General features: G+C 69.5%; 17 protein-coding genes and 1 pseudogene. 12 read left to right on the top strand and 6 right to left on the bottom strand.

Translation table 11 applies throughout. The features are described 5' to 3' along the window. Nucleotides 1–2 precede the first annotated feature (2 nt). Nucleotides 3–1,016 carry a YeiH family protein gene (locus ABN034_RS14815; RefSeq protein ID WP_349691790.1) on the bottom strand — a complete coding sequence of 338 codons (1,014 nt, stop codon included), beginning with the start codon at nt 1,014–1,016 and terminating at the stop codon, nt 3–5. A 159-nt stretch (nt 1,017–1,175) separates the two neighbouring features. On the opposite strand from ABN034_RS14815, the gene ABN034_RS14810 reads away from it, so the two are divergent. Together ABN034_RS14810 and ABN034_RS14805 are read left to right on the top strand one after the other, a co-directional pair. Further along, nucleotides 1,176–2,630 carry an NAD-dependent succinate-semialdehyde dehydrogenase gene (locus ABN034_RS14810; RefSeq protein WP_349691584.1) on the top strand — a complete coding sequence of 485 codons (1,455 nt, stop codon included), beginning with the start codon at nt 1,176–1,178 and terminating at the stop codon, nt 2,628–2,630. A gap of 11 nt (nt 2,631–2,641) precedes the next feature. After that, nucleotides 2,642–3,622, top strand: coding sequence for an NAD(P)-dependent oxidoreductase (locus tag ABN034_RS14805; RefSeq protein ID WP_349691583.1), 981 nt, complete (start codon nt 2,642–2,644; stop codon nt 3,620–3,622). 30 nt (nt 3,623–3,652) lie between these two features. On the opposite strand, the gene ABN034_RS14800 is transcribed toward ABN034_RS14805, so the two are convergent. Next, complete coding sequence (locus ABN034_RS14800) at nt 3,653–4,720, bottom strand: Gfo/Idh/MocA family protein (RefSeq protein WP_349691582.1); 1,068 nt, start codon at nt 4,718–4,720, stop codon at nt 3,653–3,655. Further along, on the bottom strand, nt 4,717–5,766 hold the full coding sequence (locus ABN034_RS14795) for a Gfo/Idh/MocA family protein (protein WP_349691581.1): 1,050 nt from the start codon (nt 5,764–5,766) through the stop codon (nt 4,717–4,719). The genes ABN034_RS14800 and ABN034_RS14795 overlap by 4 nt, the downstream gene beginning before the upstream one ends. 99 nt (nt 5,767–5,865) lie before the next feature. On the opposite strand from ABN034_RS14795, the gene ABN034_RS14790 reads away from it, so the two are divergent. Both ABN034_RS14790 and ABN034_RS14785 read left to right on the top strand, forming a co-directional pair. Continuing rightward, nucleotides 5,866–7,467: a glycosyltransferase family 2 protein gene (locus ABN034_RS14790; RefSeq protein ID WP_349691580.1), complete on the top strand. Its 1,602-nt coding sequence runs from the start codon at nt 5,866–5,868 to the stop codon at nt 7,465–7,467. Beyond that, complete coding sequence (locus ABN034_RS14785; protein WP_349691579.1) at nt 7,464–8,354, top strand: ABC transporter substrate-binding protein; 891 nt, start codon at nt 7,464–7,466, stop codon at nt 8,352–8,354. Before ABN034_RS14790 ends, ABN034_RS14785 begins: the two co-directional genes overlap by 4 nt. A 10-nt stretch (nt 8,355–8,364) precedes the next feature. Here the strand turns inward: ABN034_RS14785 and ABN034_RS14780 are convergent, their stop codons facing one another. Next, complete coding sequence (locus tag ABN034_RS14780; protein ID WP_349691578.1) at nt 8,365–9,342, bottom strand: Gfo/Idh/MocA family protein; 978 nt, start codon at nt 9,340–9,342, stop codon at nt 8,365–8,367. 243 nt (nt 9,343–9,585) lie between these two features. On the opposite strand from ABN034_RS14780, the gene ABN034_RS14775 reads away from it, so the two are divergent. Then, nucleotides 9,586–10,443 carry a phosphotransferase enzyme family protein gene (locus tag ABN034_RS14775; protein ID WP_349691577.1) on the top strand — a complete coding sequence of 286 codons (858 nt, stop codon included), beginning with the start codon at nt 9,586–9,588 and terminating at the stop codon, nt 10,441–10,443. Nucleotides 10,444–10,559: 116 nt separating this feature from the next. Further along, entirely contained in the window at nt 10,560–11,339 is a 780-nt protein-coding gene (locus tag ABN034_RS14770; protein WP_349691576.1) for a class I SAM-dependent methyltransferase, read from the top strand. Between the two features lie 160 nt (nt 11,340–11,499). Here ABN034_RS14770 and ABN034_RS14765 read toward each other — a convergent pair whose 3' ends face one another. After that, a complete protein-coding gene (locus ABN034_RS14765) occupies nt 11,500–11,874 on the bottom strand; it encodes a hypothetical protein (protein ID WP_349328748.1) in 375 nt (124 codons plus the stop codon). 450 nt (nt 11,875–12,324) lie between these two features. Here ABN034_RS14765 and ABN034_RS14760 point away from each other — a divergent pair, with 450 nt between their 5' ends. From ABN034_RS14760 to ABN034_RS14740, 5 genes are all read left to right on the top strand, one after another. Beyond that, on the top strand, nt 12,325–13,050 hold the full coding sequence (locus ABN034_RS14760; protein ID WP_349691575.1) for a P-loop NTPase family protein: 726 nt from the start codon (nt 12,325–12,327) through the stop codon (nt 13,048–13,050). 584 nt (nt 13,051–13,634) lie between these two features. Next, nucleotides 13,635–13,928, top strand: coding sequence for a hypothetical protein (locus tag ABN034_RS14755; protein ID WP_349691574.1), 294 nt, complete (start codon nt 13,635–13,637; stop codon nt 13,926–13,928). Between the two features lie 75 nt (nt 13,929–14,003). Then, on the top strand, nt 14,004–14,210 hold the full coding sequence (locus ABN034_RS14750) for a heavy-metal-associated domain-containing protein (RefSeq protein ID WP_349691573.1): 207 nt from the start codon (nt 14,004–14,006) through the stop codon (nt 14,208–14,210). A 344-nt stretch (nt 14,211–14,554) separates the two neighbouring features. Next, nucleotides 14,555–16,828: a heavy metal translocating P-type ATPase gene (locus tag ABN034_RS14745; RefSeq protein WP_502879052.1), complete on the top strand. Its 2,274-nt coding sequence runs from the start codon at nt 14,555–14,557 to the stop codon at nt 16,826–16,828. Between the two features lie 49 nt (nt 16,829–16,877). Continuing rightward, the gene (locus ABN034_RS14740) at nt 16,878–17,015 is read left to right on the top strand and encodes a hypothetical protein (protein ID WP_349691571.1); all 138 of its coding nucleotides are present in this window, start codon (nt 16,878–16,880) and stop codon (nt 17,013–17,015) included. Nucleotides 17,016–17,069: 54 nt separating this feature from the next. On the opposite strand, the gene ABN034_RS14735 is transcribed toward ABN034_RS14740, so the two are convergent. Beyond that, nucleotides 17,070–17,297 carry a hypothetical protein gene (locus ABN034_RS14735; protein ID WP_349691570.1) on the bottom strand — a complete coding sequence of 76 codons (228 nt, stop codon included), beginning with the start codon at nt 17,295–17,297 and terminating at the stop codon, nt 17,070–17,072. Between ABN034_RS14735 and ABN034_RS34420 the strand changes: the two are divergent. Further along, nucleotides 17,202–17,516: pseudogene (locus tag ABN034_RS34420) on the top strand (cysteine hydrolase family protein); the annotation flags it as partial. The gene ABN034_RS14735 and the pseudogene ABN034_RS34420 sit on opposite strands and share 96 nt — an antisense overlap. Nucleotides 17,517–17,589: the final 73 nt, after the last annotated feature.

The following is a 17,589-nucleotide window of genomic DNA, read 5'->3' as shown; positions in this document are numbered from 1 at the left end:
ACTCAGGTGACCAGCAGGATCCCGACCAGGCCCACCACCGCGGCGAACGTGGTGGACACCGCCCCGAGGGCGAGTGAGATCGGTGCAGCCGCTCGTAGGTTGCCGAACTTGACGCCTGTCCCCAGACCGAACAGTGCCGCCGTGAGCAGCAGCATCGAGGCGGGACGGGCCGCGTTCAACACCTCCGTCGGTACCACTCCCGTGCTCCGGAGCGCCGCCATCGCCAGGAAGCCGATCACGAACAACGGGACAACGTGCTCATGCCGCCGAGCCGTGGCCCCGTGGGTACGCCGCCTCCTGCGGAGCAGGAGCGAGGTTCCGGCGACAAGTGGGGCCAACATCGCGACCCGGGTGAGCTTGACGACGAGCGCGGCGGTGCCCGCCGCAGGCCCAGCCGGAGCCGCAGCCGCCACCACCTGGGCGACCTCGTGGACACTCACGCCCACCCACTGGCCGTACGCCACGGCGGCGAGGCCCAGCGGTTCGCGCAGGAGAGGCAGCGCGACGATGCACACCGTCCCGAAGATCGTGACGAGGGCGACGGCCGCGGCGACATCCTCGTCGTCGTTGTCGGCCACGCGGTCCATGGCGGCCACGGCTGAGGCCCCGCAGACCGCGAATCCGGCCGCCACGAGGAGTGACTGGCCTTCACCGACTCCCAGGCGGACGCCCGCCCACCAGGTGAACGCGAACGTGGCACCCACGGTCGCCACCACGACGACCAGCACAGGGCCGCCGAGCCGCGCGAGGTCGACGATCGAGAGCTGGAGTCCGAGCAGGACGACACCCGCGCGCAGGAGTCGCCGTGACGCGAGCCGGGTGCCGGGGTGGAGGGCCGGTCGGTTCCATGGACTGTTCGCCAGGAGGACGCCGAGCGCCAAGGCGATGATGAGTGCACTCACCGCAGGAAGCAACCGGTTCACCGCCGCGGCGACGGCGATCGCGAGCGCGGTGACCGCGAGACCGGGAACAACCCGGGCAGGGCCTGTGCGGACCGTCCGCTCGCCGGAATCGATGAGAACCTCTTCCTCGATCAGTGGTCAGTCCTCTGGACACTATGGTCGCGTGGGCTGGCGCGCGTCAATCCATGATCTGAGCACTTTGACCGGAGCGGACCCGATCACCTACGCTCCCTTCGCAGTTAGGTCAGACCTCTGGGGTCAGGAGTCCGAGCCATGGTGACGGCAGCGACCACTCCGGCACGCGATGCCGAGAAGACCCTGATCGCGGGCAGGTGGACCGACTCACCCGACCCGCGTGAGGTGCGCAACCCCGCCGACGGATCGGTGGTGGCCACGATCGGCTACGGCGGCGCACGCGAAGCCCGTGCCGCCGGCGACGCCGCCGCCGATGCGTTCGGATCATGGAGTCGTACGACGGGACGCGAACGGGCCGAGGTCCTCGCCCGGTGCGCCGAGTTCCTGCACGCGGACGCCGAGCCGATCGGGCGGCTGCTCTGCCTCGAGACCGGCAAGCTGCCGGCCGAGGCGGTCGCCGAGATCCGGTTCGCCGCGGAGTACTTCCGCTACTTCGCCGAGCGAGCCCGCGACCCGCAGGGCGAGGTCCTGACTCCCGAGGCACCGGACCGTCGGCAGCGCACATTCCGCCGTCCCGCTGGCGTCGTCGCGTGCCTGACCCCCTGGAACTTCCCTGTCTCCATCCAGGCCCGCAAGGTCGCTCCCGCCCTTGCCGCTGGATGCACAGTGGTGTCGCGCCCGTCGGAGAAGGCACCGCTCGCCGTCGCGAAGATGTTCCGCTGCCTCGACGCCGCCGGATTCCCACCTGGCGTGGTGAACCTCGTCCACGGTGCGGCGGCGGAGATCACCGAGGCTCTGCTGGCGCACCCCGCCGTCCGCGTGGTCTCCTTCACCGGATCGACCGAGGTCGGGCGCCGGGTCATGCGACTCGCCTCGGAGCGCATCGTGCGTCCCGCCCTCGAACTCGGTGGGGACGCGCCGTTCGTGGTCTTCGACGACGCCGACCTCGACCAGGCGGTGGCGGGGGCGATGGTGGCGAAGTTCAGGAACAACGGGCAGTCCTGCATCGCGGCCAACCGGTTCTTCGTTCACGACCGGGTCCGTGCGGAGTTCGTCGACCGGCTCACCGCCGCGATCGACGAGCTGACCGTCGGCGACCCGCTGGGCACTCCGGCTCCCACCCTGGGGCCGCTGATCGACGAGGCCCGCGTCAACGCCGTCAACGGGATCGTCGACGAGGCGCTGAGTGCAGGTGCGCGGCGCACGACCAGGCACGACTTCCCGCTCCCCCGGTCCGGGACCTACGCCCCACCGGCGCTCCTCGTCGACGTACCCGACCACGTGGCTCTCGCGCGCTCCGAGGTCTTCGGCCCGGTGGCAGGGGTCTTCGGGTTCGAAAGCGACGAGGACCTGCTCGCCCGCGCGAACGCGACCGAGGTGGGCCTCGCGGCCTACGTCTACACCCGCGACCTCGGCCGGGCCGAGCGGATACCGGAATGTCTCGAGGCCGGAATCGTCGGCGTCAACACACCCTTGCCTTCGGTGGCGTACGCACCCCTGGGCGGCGTCAAGCAGAGCGGCCTCGGCCGCGAAGGCGGCCCACACGGCCTGGAGGAGTTCCAGCAGACCCGCTACGTCGCGGTCAACATCTAGCGCAGGTGAGGATGCCACCACCCGACTACGCCCTGGCCGTCGTCGAGGACGTCTGGGGCGAGCCCTTCGACGCCTTCGCGGCCGAACATCCGGTGTTGCGCCGCCCGGACGCCTGGTCCGACCGAGACGCGCTCCGCTTCGCGTCCAGGGCCGCACGGGCGCTCGCGATCCGCAACCGGACCCGGATCGACGCCGCCCTGATGGACAGCGCACCCCACCTGCGGGTCCTGCTACGGGCCGGTGTCGGGCTGGACAACATCGACCTCGACGCCGCCGACGCGCGGGGAGTCGTCGTCGTCTCGCCCCGTTCGGCGAACGCACAGAGCGTCGCCGAACACACACTCGCGCTCGCCCTCTGCCTCGCCCGTGACCTCGTCCGACATGACGCCTCGATCCGGGACGGACGGTGGGAACGTACGCCGGGCAGCGAAATCGGCGGCGGCGTCTGGGGGCTGCTGGGCGCGGGAGCCACCGCCCGGGCAGTTGCCCGGCTCGCCCGAGGGCTGGACATGCGCATTCGTGCGTACGATCCGTTCATCGACTCCGCTACGGCGGAGCGGGCCGGCATCGAACTCTGCGACCTCGCCGATGTCGCCGCGACCGCCGACGTCCTGAGCGTCCACCTTCCCGCTGATGACAGCACCCGCGGGATCGTCGGTGAGGATCTGCTGGCGCGGCTGCGTCCGACCTGCCTCCTGGTCAACGTCGGGCGCGGTGAGGCCGTCGACGAGGAAGCGCTCGCCTCGGCGCTTCACCGTCGCCAACTCGCGGGTGCCGCGCTCGACGTCCGCGCCACCGAGCCACCAGGTCCCGGACCGCTGGACGACGCGCCGAACCTCGTCCTGTCACCCCATGTCGCGGGGATCACCCGGCAGAGCCAGGATCGGATTGCCCACGCCCTCATCGCGAACCTGCGTGCGCTGCTGCGGGGTGAAGGCGCACCGGACGCCGTCGGCGCCGTGCGTCGGGTCACGGACTGGGCCGCCCGCTGAGGGGCCGAGGCGATCCACGGCTTCCCGGTGTCACTCGCCTCGAGTCTGGTACGCAGGATGGTCCGGCGACAACGGCAGATCGACGCCCGAGGATGTCCGCGCGGAGTGGTAGATCGCCGCGGCAAGTGAGATCGCTGCATGCGCGTCGACAAGGCTCACCGGTGGGTCCGCATGGCCGGACAGGGCTGGCGCAAGCGCCTCGAACAAGCCCGCGAAGCCGTTCCGGCGGGGACGGTCACCTGTCTTGACGAGGGCGTCAAGCTCACCTTGCCGGGCGGGATCGCGTGCCGTGAAGGTCCAGGGGTCCTCGCCCGGCGCATAGGGTGCCGCACCGCTCTGTGCGGTGAGGCCGGCGAAGACGAACCGGTAGCGACTGGTGTTGCCCGCCGCGCCGATCGTCGCCGATGACGACGCGAGAGCGCCGTTTTCGAGGCGCATCGTCACCGCGGCGGTGTCCTCGACCTCGACCTGATGGACGAGCGTCGCGACCTCGGCCTGGACGCGGACGACCGGGCCCGCGAGGTAGGTCAGCAGGTCATGGGCATGGATCAGGTGGCTCATCACCGTTCCACCGAGCTCGGTCTCCCGCCGGCCCCGCCATGGCACCGCGTAGTAGTCGGCGCCGCGGTCCCAGTGCACCTCGAGCGACGCGGCGACCGGTGGGCCCGCCAGGTCAGCGGCGATCAGCCGCCGCAGCAGCCGCGGCCCCCGCGCGAAGCGGTACTGGAACACCGGGACCACCACCCGCCCCGCCGCCGTCCCCGCGGCCGCGAGCTGGTCGACCTCGGCCGGCGACGCCGCGACGGGTTTCTCGACGACCACATGCTTGCCCGCCTCGAGCGCGCGCAGGGCAAGGTCGAGATGGGTGAAGGGCGGGGTGCACACCGACACCAGGTCGATCCCGGGATCGGACAGGACCTGGTCGACGTCCGTCGCCGATCGCGCCGTCGACACCATGCCCGCGAGGCCCTCGCCGCGCTGCCGGTCGAGGTCGCAGATCGTGGTGACGTCGTACGCACGCGGATTCAGCAGGTAACCGACCAGATGCTCGGCACCGACTCCCGCGCCGATGATCGCGACCCGGAGGCGGCGCTTCACCGGAGGTTCCCCAACCTGGCGGCGTCGCGCTGGGCCGTGAGCGCGAGCTCGGTCGCCGTGAGAACCAGGTCCTGCGGGATCGCGGTCAACGGCGTGCGGCGGTGCCGGACATCGTCGACGACAGCGCGGAAGTAGGGCAGTTCGACGTCGAAGCTCTCCAGGTGACGCGTGCCCTTGCCGTCGACCAGGAAGAGATGGTCGCCACCTTCGCGGGCGCCGCCGAGGTCGATGTTCTTGCGGATCTCGATGTAGCCCTCGGTTCCCAGGATCGTGAGCCGGACGTCGCCCCAGGCGCCGAGGCCGTCCGGCGTGTACCAGTCGACGCGGGCGTAACCCTGCGCGTGGTCACTGCGCAGGAGCATCTCGCCGAAGTCCTCGAACCCCGGCCGGTCGGGATGTGCGAAGTTGCCGACCGACGACGAGACGACCTCCGCCGACGTCGAACCGGTGAGGTACAGGAACTGGTCGACCTGATGGGAGGCGAGGTCGGCGAGGATCCCGCCGGCCAGCGCGGGGTCGAAGGTCCATGCCGGCCGGGTCTGCGGACGCAGGTGGTGGGGGCCGAGTCCAAGGGTCTGGACGACCCGCCCGATCGCGCCGTCCTCGATCAGTCGCCGGGCGTGGAGCGTGGCCCGCGATGCCGTGCGTTCGGAGAAGGCCACCGACCAGAACCGACCGCTCTCGGCGACGGCGGCGCGGACCTGCGCCAGCTGGTCGAGGGTGATCGCTCCCGGCTTGTCGGCCACGACGTCCTTGCCGTGCCGCAACGCTTCGACGGCGATCTCGGCACGGCGCGCCGGTACGGCCGCGGTGACGATCAGGTCGATGTCAGGGTTCTCCAGCAGCTCGGCAGACTCGGAGACCCGCGGGAGGTGCGGTGCCTGTTGGGCGACGACGTCGGTCCAGGGGGTGTCGGTCTCGCTCCAGTAGCCCGCGCACTCAGCGCCCGCGCCCAGCAGTCCGAGGACCAGGCTGACCACGTGGCCGTGGTCGAGGCCCACGACTCCGAACGTCACCGCGGTGCCATTCTCGTCAGTGCTCGTCATGCACTCAGTCTGGCGTACCGCCGGCCGCCTGGCTTCCTCGCCGGGACACGGAGCGTCGAGGGTGGGTTGCCGGATGCCACCCGGGGTAGTTCATCGTCCATGTCGGGGGATGTGAAGGTCACCGTTGTCGTGCCGGTCTTCAACGCGCGTACCTGTCTGGACGCGTGCCTGCAGTCCGTTCTCGGGCAGACGCTCGCGCCGCATGCGTACGACGTGGTGTTCGTCGACGACGGGTCGACCGACGGAACGTCGCAACGTCTCGACGGTCTCGCTGCCGAGCACGCCCACATTCGCGTCCTGCACCTCAGCGGGAGCGGCGGCCCGGGCAGGCCGCGCAACGTCGGCGCCGACAACGCCCGCGGGGAGTACGTCTACTTCCTCGACCAGGACGACTGGCTCGCCCCGAATGCCCTCGAACGACTGCACGCCATGGCGGTCCGCTGCGGCTCCGACATCGTCATCGGCAAGGTCGTCGGCCACGGCGGCAGAGGCGTGCCGGCAAGCATGTTCACCCGCTCACGCGACCGCGCCGACATCCTGGCCGACCGGCTTCTCGGCTTCCTCACACCGCACAAGCTGTTCCGAACGGCCTTCCTGCGCGAGCATGGCCTGCGGTTCCCCGAGGGTCCGGCCTGGTTGGAGGACCACCGGATGGTCGTGCGTGCGTACTTCCTGGCGAGGACGATCAGCGTGCTCGCCGACGACGTGTGCTGCCACTGGGTCAAGCTGCCGCGCCGTGCCCACCACTCCGCGCGCCACTTCGACCCGGTGGCGTACTACCAGGCGTTGCGCGAGGTCCTGGACATCGTCGACGCGCACACCTCGCCGGGCGACGATCGGGACCGGATGTACGCGTCGTGGTACCACGCCAAGATGCTCCGCCTCGTCGCCGGGCCCTCGCTCGCCAACCTCCCGCTGCGGTGGAGCCGCTATGTCCACCATCGCGAGATCCGCCGGCTGGCCGACGAACGCTTTGCCGTCGGCGTCGACAGGTTCCTGCCGGTGTCGATGCGGGTGCGGTCGCGGTTGTTGCGAGCCGGTGCGTACGGCGCCATCACCAGGCTGGCGGCCGCGGAACGCGGACTCACCATCGTCGCGGCCCTCGACGGTCTCGACTGGGACGGGACGGACCTCGTCGTGCGGGCGAGCGCCCGCCTGGCGTACGCGGACGGCCGGCCGGTGACCCTCCGGCGGGCTGGTGGTCGGCTGCTCTGGATCCCGCCGTGCCGCCTGCGGACCATGCTGCCCGACGACGCGTACGACGTGACCGACGTGATCGCGGACAGCCGTCTCGACGTCTACGTACAGAACCGTGGGGACAGGGGCGCCTACCCGCTGCCGACCCGCAGCCACCTCGTCCCCGACGGAGATGGTGCCGTCGAACGCATCCGGCTGCGGGCCACAGCGCGGCTCGACGCGCGTACCGCGAAGCTGGGCCGGCCGCTCGACGCGGGCGTCTGGGACTGCTTCGTCCGCGCCGAGACCTGCGGATGGGGTCCCCAACGGCGGTTGGCCCGGCCGACCACCTGGCCGGACCGCCCGCCCGCGGAGAAGCGCATTCTGGCCGACGACGAGAGCGGGCCTGTCTGGACCGTCGAGCCGTACTGGACGGCGCTCGGCAACCTCAGCCTGAGGACCAGCCGGAAGCCGGCCCGACGTGGCGTAGCGTCGAGAGAGTGGGGAGCCCAGAGTCCGGCATGAGGGTCGTGTCGTTGCTGCCGTCGGCGACGGAGATCCTGTTCGCCCTCGGCGCCGGCGACGACGTGGTGGGTGTGACGTTCGAATGCGACCACCCGCCGGAGGCCCGGACCCGCCGGGTGGTCTCGACCAGCGCACTGCCGGAAGGGCTGCCACCGGCGGAGATCGACGCCCTGGTGTCGGCGCGGATGGCGGCCGGCGAGGACCTCTACCACCTCGACGAGGGAGTGTTGCGCGACCTCGACGCCGACCTCGTGGTGACGCAGGACCTGTGCGCGGTGTGTGCGGTCGACGTCTCCGTCGTCGACGACGCCCTGGCCTACCTCGGCTGCCGCGCCGACGTCCTCACCCTCGACCCGCAGGACCTCGGTCAGGTGCTCAACTCGGTCACCCTTCTCGGCCGCGCGGTGAGGTGTGAGGCGGCGGCGGTCCGCCTCCTCGCCGGACTCCGCACCCGCCTCGACGCCGTAGCGACAGCCGTACGCGACCGGCCGCCCGTCCCGACGATGGTTCTCGAGTGGACCGATCCGCCGTTCGCGCCGGGGCACTGGGTGCCCGAGATGGTCACCACCGCAGGCGGGACACCGGTCATCGGGACGGCAGGGAAGCGGTCCGAACGCATCACCTGGCAGGAGGTCGCGGCGTCCGCTCCGGAGGTGGTCGTGTGCGCGCCCTGCGGGTTCGATCTCGCCGGGTCCGTACCGCTGGCGGAGGCCGTCGTCACCAGCGGGCGGCTGCCACCGGGGCTGGCGGTGTGGGCCGTGGACGCGAACGCCTCTTTCGCGCGACCCGGCCCGCGACTGGTCGACGGGGTGGAGGCGCTTGCCGCGATCCTGCACCCGGACGCCGGGGTGCCGCTGGACACCCGCCTGGCCCGCCGAATCGCCTAACGGGGAATCCTCAGGCGCAACTCCGGCGGCCGAGCAGCTGGTCCATCACCCACGCCGTGCGCGCGCCGGTCTCCCCCGTGCTCCGGCACCGGCCCGTACCGTTCAGCTCGTCCACGATCGTCTGCACGAGCGGCTGGTGGACGTGCGGAGGGTCCCCGATCGGTAGCTCCCGCTGCTCGCCGTCGCAGGTCAGCCGGACCGGGGCCGGCCTCGAGGTCGAGAAGGCCAGCTGACCCTTCGAACCGACGATCACGGTCGTGTCCTCGTCACCGTCGGAGGCGTAGCACCACAGCCCGCTGCCAAGGACCCCGCTCTCGTACCGGAACGTCGCGCAGATCGTGTCCACCACGTCGTTTGCCCGGCGCCGGTTGGCGGTCTCGCCGCTGACCTCGACGACAGGGCCGAAGAGCAGGTCGAGGAAGTCCAGCGTGTGGCACGCGCTGTCGAAGAACACCCCGCCCTTGGACAGTGTCGGATCCAGCTGCCACGGCGCCGGACCTGCGGTGGAGCCGGAGGGCCGGGCATACCGTTCGGTGCGTACGGCATGGATCTCACCGATCACGCCTTCTCCCAGGAGTTTCTCGACCGCGGTGAACCGCGGCAGCTCCCGCCGGTAGTAGCCCACCCACAGCGGTACGCCCGCCGACCGGCATGCCGCGATCATGTCCACGCATTCCTCGTGGTCGATGGCCATGGGCTTCTCGACGTAGACGGGCTTGCCGGCTGCGGCGCAGCGCAGGACGTACTCGCGATGGGAGTTGGGGTGGGTGGCGACGTACACCGCGTCGATGTCGTCGGCGTGGATGATCGCGTCCGCGTCGTCATGCCACCGCGGTACGCCGTGCCGCCGGGCGTAGTCCTCGGCGAGTGAGCCGGTCCTGCGCATCACCGCGACCAGGGAGGAGTTGTCGGCCCGCTGGAAGGCCGGCCCGCTCTTGACCTCGGTGACATCGCCGCAGCCGATGATGCCCCATCGAATCGTCGCCATGACGGGCAGCGTGCCAGCCGGTTCGCCGTCCTCGCAAACCCGCGCGCGGACTCAGATGCCGAACGGAGTTGCGAAGGCCGAGGTAGGGCCTCTCGACGTACGGCCTGCCGCACCCGTGGTCCGAGAGCGGCGAGGACCACGCACCGCACCGGGGCATATCGGTGCAGCACAGGTGGGGCGAACCCACCAGGAACTCGACAGATGGTTTCCGGCCGGACAGGTGCACCTTCCTACCATGGTGTCGTGACCCTCCCGCCGCCGATGCATACTCAGCCGCCGGACCTTGCGCGCGACTACGGGCTCCTCGTCACTGAACTCCACCCGCATCCCGGTGGGTTCGAGAGCGACTGCTGGGTCGCCGACGGCTTGTGGTTCGTCAAGATGTGGCGAGGCAGTGCGCCGCCCGCCCGTCTGGACGTACTGAACGATCTCGGCGCTGCTGGCCTGCCCGTACCAGCGCCGGTTCCAACCGTCACCGGCGAGCTCTACGCAACGTTGGGTGCGAGGCCGTACGCGCTCTTCCCGTTCGTCCAGGGGCGGACGTGTCACGGTGATGATTGGCGCGAGACGGCACGGGCTCTGAGACGTGTCCACGAAGTCGACGGCATCCGCCTGCCGCGAACCACGATGGACGAACCGGAGGTCTGGCAGCTGAGAGAGCGGCTCGATCATCGGTGGATCAGGGATCGCCGCAGCGAAGTGGCCGACAGCATCCTCCGACTGGAACGAACGATCGACCGAGCGAGCCTGAAGGCCGTGCAGCGCGTTGTCTGCCACCGGGATTTCGGCGGCTCCAACCTCATCGTCGACGACGGCGAGGTCGTGGCCATGCTGGACTGGGAACAGGCCGTCCTCGGTCCTCGGGAACACGACCTGTGGATCGCGGCGGAAAGCACGAACACGGAGTCGTTCCTCGCTGAGTACGGCGCTCGCGACCTCGACCTGGATCACATCGAGTACGCCCTCCTGGCGCGAGCGTTGCGCGACATGGCGGCTCGCGTCCTGGGCGAGACAGATCGGCCAGGCGTGGACACCTGGGGGTTCCAGCGCATCGCCAGACTCGAGCGCGACCTCGAGTTGTTCCATCCGTTCTGCACGTAACTCGCGCTCACGACGGCAACCGCACGGCGGTATGCAGACGTCCCAGGGCCGTGCGAAAAGCTGATCAGCAGGTAAACCGGTTGCTGTCAGCAAGTCCCCACGATGGGGTTGACCGTATGGCTGACCGAGGTGCCGACGAGTTGCCGGAGCACGCGCGTCGCAACCGAGAGGTGTGGGATTCAGAGCTCAGCGCGGGGTTCGCCGCGCGGGCGCGAAAGCAGTGGGCCGCCGATCCACACTGGGGTATCTGGGCGGTACCGCAGACCGACCTGCCCCTCCTTCCCTCCGACCTCGCCGGCAAAGACGTGGTCGAGCTCGGCTGCGGCACGGCGTACGTCTCCTCATGGATCGCCCGGTCCGGTGGGCAACCCGTCGGGATCGACAACTCTGAGCGACAGCTGGCTGCCGCCCGCGCCATGCAGAATGAGTTCAACGTCCATTTCCCGCTGCTGCATGGCAATGCTGAGCAGGTTCCATATCCGGACTCAAGCTTCGACCTAGCCATAAGCGAGCACGGCGCTGCTGCATGGTGTGACCCCTACAGGTGGATTCCCGAGGCCGCTCGCCTTCTCCGTCCCGGTGGTGAGCTGGTCTTCCTGCGCAGTTCGGAGTTGCTCGTCCTGTGCATGCCCGACGAGGGACGAGCCGACAGAGTGCTCCGGCGACCTCAGTTCGGGCTGTCCCGGATCGAGCATTCGAACGGCGCCATTACCTTTCACCTGCCGCACGGTCCCATGATCCAGCTGCTACGCCAGTGCGGCTTTGTCATCGAAGACCTGCAAGAGGTTCGGCCAGCGCAGAACGCCCCGACCGACTTCGACTACGTTGACCTGGACTGGGCACACCAGTGGCCAAGCGAAGAGGTCTGGAAAGCACGCCGCATCGACGCAGGATGACCGATCGATCGCATGAGTGATCCCCTCCGCCGCGTGACCGGGGTCTGCCGAAGCCCGACAGTGAGTGGACGTCGGGTGACGCTCGTGACTCCGCGGCGGCCCTGCGTTTGCAGGCTTGGGCACTCAACCGTCCACCGTCGTAGGGCGAGTTGCCTCTCCCTCAGCGGTACCGGAAGCCGTCGATGAACCGGCGGAAGAGCCCGCCTTTTCGGGGCAGGGGCGGGGCGGGCCGGGGCGCGGTGGGCCGCTGTGAGGCGATCGGCTTGTCGTAATCGGTCCGGAGGATCGCGTCGATGATCTGCTGCTCTGTGTAGGTCTCGGAGCCTTCGATAGCCGGGACGTACCCCACCAGTACGCCATCGCGCATCACCTGGGCTTCGAGCGCGGCCGTGCCGTCGGAGTCCCACGTGGCCTCACGACCATCGGAGAGCTTGACGCTGACCCCGAACTGGTAGAGGCCAACCCGGGCCAGGTCGGCGTCTGTGCCACGATCGCGCAGGGCGTCGACGACGCGGCGTGCCTTGTTCTCCTCCATCGCGATCGAGAGTACTCGCTGTGGGGAGTGAGCTGGACCGGTTGGCTCAGTTCGCCTGGTTGGCCCAGCCAGGAACCGACCGATCAACCCCTCTGTGGCATGGGGGCTATCGGGTCAGCCGCTGGGCAGACTCGGTGGTTCGACAGCGGCCGTTGGGAGAGCACGCTTGAGGAGACCATCTGAACATGATCGGGAGGGCAACTTCCGCGGTGATCCGAACCAGTTGATGGAGCGCTATTACGACGCGCACCTGTACGTGACTAACTGGGGCACACCGGATGACGTTCCGCCTGCCATGTGCTCTGCTCGATTCCGATGTCGTCGAGGACTACTGCGTCGACGACCAGTTGAGCGCCTGGACCGCAGGCTGCAGTCCAGTGCCTACGTCGACGAGGCGCCCGTGCTGCAAACCTGGTGACGAATCGAGTCTGGTCTTGCCACAGTGTCCGGATGAACTCGGAGTTCGACACCCGCGACCGGACGGGGCCGCGCCTGGTCATGCTTTCCGGATCCTGTGCGGGCATCGGCAAGTCGACCCTCGCCGAAGGGCTCGCACGCAGACTTGAGGAAGCAGGTGCGACCGTCGACCTGTTCGGCGAGCACCAGATCTTCACCCGAGCCGACTTCGCCGACGTCGCGGAAGCCTTCCGCAGCAGGGAGTTTCCGAAACCCGAGCGATTCCTGCCCACGTATGCGCGGATCTTCGACGGCTTCCGGGCCACGAGCGCCTGGGGCGTGCTCGACTGGCACTGCGCAGGCATGGCGGCCGACCTTCCGTGGGCGATGCGGGACCACGGTCGGCTCACGCGACTCTGCCTGGACGTACGCGAGCTCGCAGACGACATGGATCCCGTCCTCCTGGACCTGGTCGGTGACGTACGGACGGCGACCGAACGCGCGCTTGCCCAACGCGGTGACGCCTGGGCGAAGCGCTACGCACGCATCGCCAGCGACGCGGGTCACACCACCGGAAGCATCGCCGAGCGGATCGCGGCGTGGTCGCGAGATCAGCTGGGCGCATTGAGGGAACAGGAGCTCACGGCCATGCGGTCGGCAGGCTGGCCGATCACCGAGCTGGACGCGATGGCATCGGCCGCCGAGGTCCTGGAGCAGGCGTTGGATGCTCTGGGGCTCGACCGGCCGACAGCGCTACCGTCCACGCCCGGAACGAGATAGAGCTCCGAGCGGTGTAGAGAGAACGGGCGACTCTGGCTCTAGCAGAAGTGGCCGCTGACCTGGTCTTTTGCCCGGGTTGGCGGGCCTTGATCATGTGTCGGGTGTCGAAGGGGTTGGTCTCCAAGCTCCTGACCCGCTACAAGGTCGAGGGCGAGGCCGCGTTCGGGCCTCGGTCCCGACGGCCTAAGTCCTCACCGACCGCGAACCGCGATCCCGGACCACGTCGTCGAACAGATCGTGCGGCTACGCAAGGAACTCTGGCCGGGTCCGGGCTCGATGCCGGCCCGCACACCGTCGCCTGGCACCTCGAGCATCACTACCAGGTCATCATCTCGGCGGCGGCCCTCAGCCGCTACCTCAACGACCGCGGCCTGGCACACCCGAACCGAAGAAGAAACCCAAGTCGGCGTTCCTGACCTTCGCCGCCGAGCAACCCAACGAGTGCTGGCAGTCCGAGGTCACCCACTACCGGCTCACTCACCTGACGGCCGACCGGGCAACGACACCGAGATCCTGTCCTGGCTCGATGACCGCTCCCGCTAGCCCGGCGCGTCACCGCCCACCACCGAATCACCGGCCCGATCGTGCTGGCCGAGTCCCGCAAGACCGTCGCCCACCACGGGGTCCCAGCCTCCACACTGACCGACAACAGCATGGTCTACACCACCCGCCTCTCTGGCGGGAAACGTGGCACAGCCGCCCGCAACGGCTTCGAGATCGAACTACGCCGCCTCGACGTCACCCAGATCAACTCCACCCCTACCCACCCCACCACCTGCGCCAGCCGGCGCCGTCGACCTTCGCCGACAGCTCGGCGGGTGAAAGTCCGGTCGGCAAGGCAGCAGACAGCGGCCGGACAGAACGCGTTAGCAGCCTGAAGGCCACGGGGATCGCATTGAAGTCCCCGTCACCTCCAAACCCGGATCTCACGCCGAGAAGGGCTGACCAGAGCTATGAGAGAGACCACCACCTACACCGTCGTCGGCATGACCTGCGCCCACTGCGTCGCCTCGGTCACCGAAGAAGTGTCCGAGATCCCGGGCGTCGAGGACGTCCAGGTCGACCTGGCCAGCGGCGCCGTCGCCGTCACGAGCGACCAGCCCGTCTCTGCCGAAGCCGTGAAGGCCGCGGTCGAGGACGCCGGGTACCAGATCGCATGAACACCCCGACCACTGTCGGCGCATTCGTCGGCGGGCTCGCCGGAGTCTTTGGCGCCACCTACGGGATCGGCAACGCCGTCGGACCCGTCGGCTCCCCGCCCGCTACACCGTCAACCCGGCCGGGACCCCGACGCCGGGAAGCGACGCGGAGATCACTCTGCTTCCCCGGCGCCTGAGACCAACACCGGCAACGACGGCGAGCACGTCCACTAGCTCAACACCCGGCGAGAACCTCGCGACAGGTCATTGCAGAGTCACCTACCGAAGGAGGAACAGTGAGTTCCGTAACCGAACCTCAGAGTTCGACATCTGACACCAGCGCCATTGAGCTCGAGATCAGCGGGATGACCTGCGCCTCCTGCGCCAACCGGATCGAGCGCAAGCTCAACAAGCTGGACGGCGTGACCGCGACAGTCAACTACGCCACCGAGAAGGCAAAGGTCACCTACGACCCCTCGGTTTCCTCCGACGATCTCGTTGGTGCCGTCGAGGCGGCTGGCTACCAGGCCGCCCTGCTAAAGCCGAAGGGCACGGGGGAGGCGTCCGCCGGAGGTGAGGGGGACGCGGTCGACCCGACCCGCTCCCTGCGTCAGCGGCTGATCGCATCGGCTCTGCTGACCATCCCGGTCATCGCTGTGGCGATGGTGCCGGCGTTCCAGTTCACCTACTGGCAGTGGTTCTCCCTGACCCTCGCCGCCCCGGTCGTGGTCTGGGCCGCCTGGCCCTTCCACCGCGCCGCCTGGGCCAACCTGCGCCACGGCACCACCACGATGGACACCCTGATCTCGCTCGGCACCATCGCCGCGCTGGGCTGGTCGCTGTACGCGCTGTTCTGGGGTACCGCCGGCGTCCCCGGGATGACTCACCCCTTCGAGTTCACCGTCGAACGGACCGACGGCAGCGGCAACATCTACCTCGAGGCCGCCGCCGGTGTCACCACGTTCATCCTGGCCGGTCGCTACTTCGAGGCCCGGTCCAAGCGCCGAGCAGGCGCCGCCCTGCAGGCCCTGCTCCACCTCGGCGCCCGCGACGTCGCCGTCCTACGCGACACGGCGGAGGGACCCGTCGAAGAGCGCATCCCCACCGACCAGATCAGCGTCGGTGACCGGTTCGTCGTCCGGCCCGGGGAGAAGATCGCCACCGACGGCGTCATCGAGCAGGGCTCCTCCGCCGTCGACGCCTCGATGCTGACCGGAGAGTCCGTGCCCGTCGAGGTCGGATCCGGCGACGCAGTGGTCGGGGCCACCGTCAACGCCGGCGGCCGTCTGGTCGTCCGCGCCACCCGGGTCGGCGCCGACACCCAGCTCTCCCAGATGGCCCGCCTCGTCGAAGACGCCCAGAACGGCAAGGCCGATGTCCAGCGGCTCGCGGACCGGGTCTCGGGGATCTTCGTCCCCGTCGTGATCGCCATCGCCATCGGTACCCTCGGGTTCTGGCTCGGCGCCGGCGGCGGCCTCGCTGCGGCCTTCACCGCCACTGTCGCCGTCCTGATCATCGCCTGCCCCTGCGCCCTCGGACTTGCGACCCCGACCGCGCTGATGGTGGGCACCGGTCGCGGCGCGCAGCTCGGCATCCTGATCAAAGGCCCCGAGGTCCTCGAATCCACTCGCAAGGTCGACACCGTCGTCTTGGACAAGACCGGCACCGTCACCACCGGCCGGATGACCCTGACCGACGTCATCGTCGCCAACGGCGAGGACCCCGACCAGGTTCTGGCCCTGGCCGGCGCCCTCGAAGACGCCTCCGAGCACCCCATCGCCCAGGCCATCGCTACCGGCGCCCGCAACCGCGTCGGCACCCTGCCCACACTGGAGGACTTCGCCAACGTCGAAGGCCTCGGCGTCCAGGGCATCGTCGGCGGCACGCCATCCGGTGGCCGGGCGGTCAGCCACGCTGTCCTTGTCGGTAGACCGCGCCTGCTCCAGGAATGGTCCCAGCACCTCACCGTCGAGCTCGAACGCGCCATGACCGATGCCCAGGCACGCGGCGGCACCGCGGTGGCCGTGGGCTGGGACGGAAAGGCCCGTGGGGTCATCGTGGTCGCCGACGCGATCAAGGCGACGTCGGCGGACGCCATCGTCCAGCTCCGGGGACTCGGCCTCCGACCAGTGCTGCTGACCGGCGACAATGCCACGGCGGCTGCCTCGGTGGCGGCCGAGGTCGGCATCGACGCCGCCGACGTCATCGCAGAGGTGCTGCCGGCCGACAAGGTGGGCGTCGTCAAGCGGCTCCAGGCCAAGGGCAGGACCGTGGCCATGGTTGGCGACGGTGTCAACGACGCCGCAGCGCTGGCCCAGGCCGACCTCGGACTCGCCATGGGGACCGGTACCGATGTTGCCATCGAGGCCAGCGACCTGACCCTGGTCCGTGGCGACCTGCGCGCCGCAGCCGACGCCATCCGGCTCGCCAGACGCACCCTGGGCACCATCAAAGGCAACCTGTTCTGGGCCTTCGCCTACAACGTCGCCGCCCTACCCCTAGCCGCCGCCGGGCTGCTGAACCCCATGCTCGCCGGGGCCGCGATGGCGTTCTCCTCGGCGTTCGTGGTCGCCAACAGCCTGCGCCTGACCGGCTTCAAACCCCTCGCCGGTAACCAGATCGTGGGCGAGGGTCGATGACTCGCATCGAGGCCCTCTCCCCGGCCACCGCGAAGGCGCCGCTCAAGAGATGCTCACCGACCTGGTCGTCCGCCACGGGCAGGTCGGCTCCATGGTCGCCACGCTGGCCCACTCCGCCGCCGTCCTGGGCGGACACCTCCAGCTGAGCAAGGCCATGAGGCGCACCAAGCTGTCGCGCCGAGTGTGAGCTCGACTCGATCGCCGTCCAGGCCCGGCAGGGCTGACAGATCTGCCTCGAGGCTCACCGCGCCGCGGCCGCAGGTTCGACATCGCCGAGGAGGAGATCACCGATGCAGTCGCAGGCACGTCCGCCGACCCGGAGGTGGCCGCGATGATCGCAGTCGGCCTGGCCATCTACAGCAATCCGACGACGATTACCGCCGCGCAGGTCGAGGAACTGCGGGGGAACATCGAGGCGCTCGTCACGTACTGGGCGGAACACCAGCGCCCGCTCGTGTACGTACGCCACACGTCGCGATTTCCATCGTCGCGATTCCACCCGGACGCGCCCGGCCACGCGTTCAAGGACTACCTGCGACCGAAGCCCAGCCTGGTCGTGACCAAGTCGGTCAACTCTGCCTTCCACGGAACACCCGACCTCGACACGTGGCTGCACCGAAGCGAGCCGGCTGGCATCGTCGTGTGTGGAATCACCACGAACCACCGCTGCGAGACGACAGCCCGAGTCGGCGACAACCTTGGCCATCGGGTCCTCTTCGCACTCGACGCGACGCACCTTCGACCGCCTCGGTCCCGATGGT

It is taken from the genome of Actinopolymorpha sp. B11F2, assembly GCF_040195635.1.
Taxonomy (GTDB): Bacteria; Actinomycetota; Actinomycetes; order Propionibacteriales; family Actinopolymorphaceae; genus Thermasporomyces.
This window is presented reverse-complemented; position numbering and strand designations above follow the sequence as displayed.

Coding starts and splice junctions, on each gene's coding strand:
- ABN034_RS14740 (WP_349691571.1), top strand. CDS start 16,878: ATGCTCACCGACCTGGTCGTCCGCCACGGGCAGGTCGGCTCCATGGTC.
- ABN034_RS14760 (WP_349691575.1), top strand. CDS start 12,325: ATGAACTCGGAGTTCGACACCCGCGACCGGACGGGGCCGCGCCTGGTC.
- ABN034_RS14765 (WP_349328748.1), bottom strand. CDS start 11,874: ATGGAGGAGAACAAGGCACGCCGCGTCGTCGACGCCCTGCGCGATCGT.
- ABN034_RS14795 (WP_349691581.1), bottom strand. CDS start 5,766: ATGACGAGCACTGACGAGAATGGCACCGCGGTGACGTTCGGAGTCGTG.
- ABN034_RS14780 (WP_349691578.1), bottom strand. CDS start 9,342: ATGGCGACGATTCGATGGGGCATCATCGGCTGCGGCGATGTCACCGAG.
- ABN034_RS14745 (WP_502879052.1), top strand. CDS start 14,555: ATGACCTGCGCCTCCTGCGCCAACCGGATCGAGCGCAAGCTCAACAAG.
- ABN034_RS14770 (WP_349691576.1), top strand. CDS start 10,560: ATGGCTGACCGAGGTGCCGACGAGTTGCCGGAGCACGCGCGTCGCAAC.
- ABN034_RS14805 (WP_349691583.1), top strand. CDS start 2,642: ATGCCACCACCCGACTACGCCCTGGCCGTCGTCGAGGACGTCTGGGGC.
- ABN034_RS14750 (WP_349691573.1), top strand. CDS start 14,004: ATGAGAGAGACCACCACCTACACCGTCGTCGGCATGACCTGCGCCCAC.
- ABN034_RS14790 (WP_349691580.1), top strand. CDS start 5,866: ATGTCGGGGGATGTGAAGGTCACCGTTGTCGTGCCGGTCTTCAACGCG.
- ABN034_RS14810 (WP_349691584.1), top strand. CDS start 1,176: ATGGTGACGGCAGCGACCACTCCGGCACGCGATGCCGAGAAGACCCTG.
- ABN034_RS14785 (WP_349691579.1), top strand. CDS start 7,464: ATGAGGGTCGTGTCGTTGCTGCCGTCGGCGACGGAGATCCTGTTCGCC.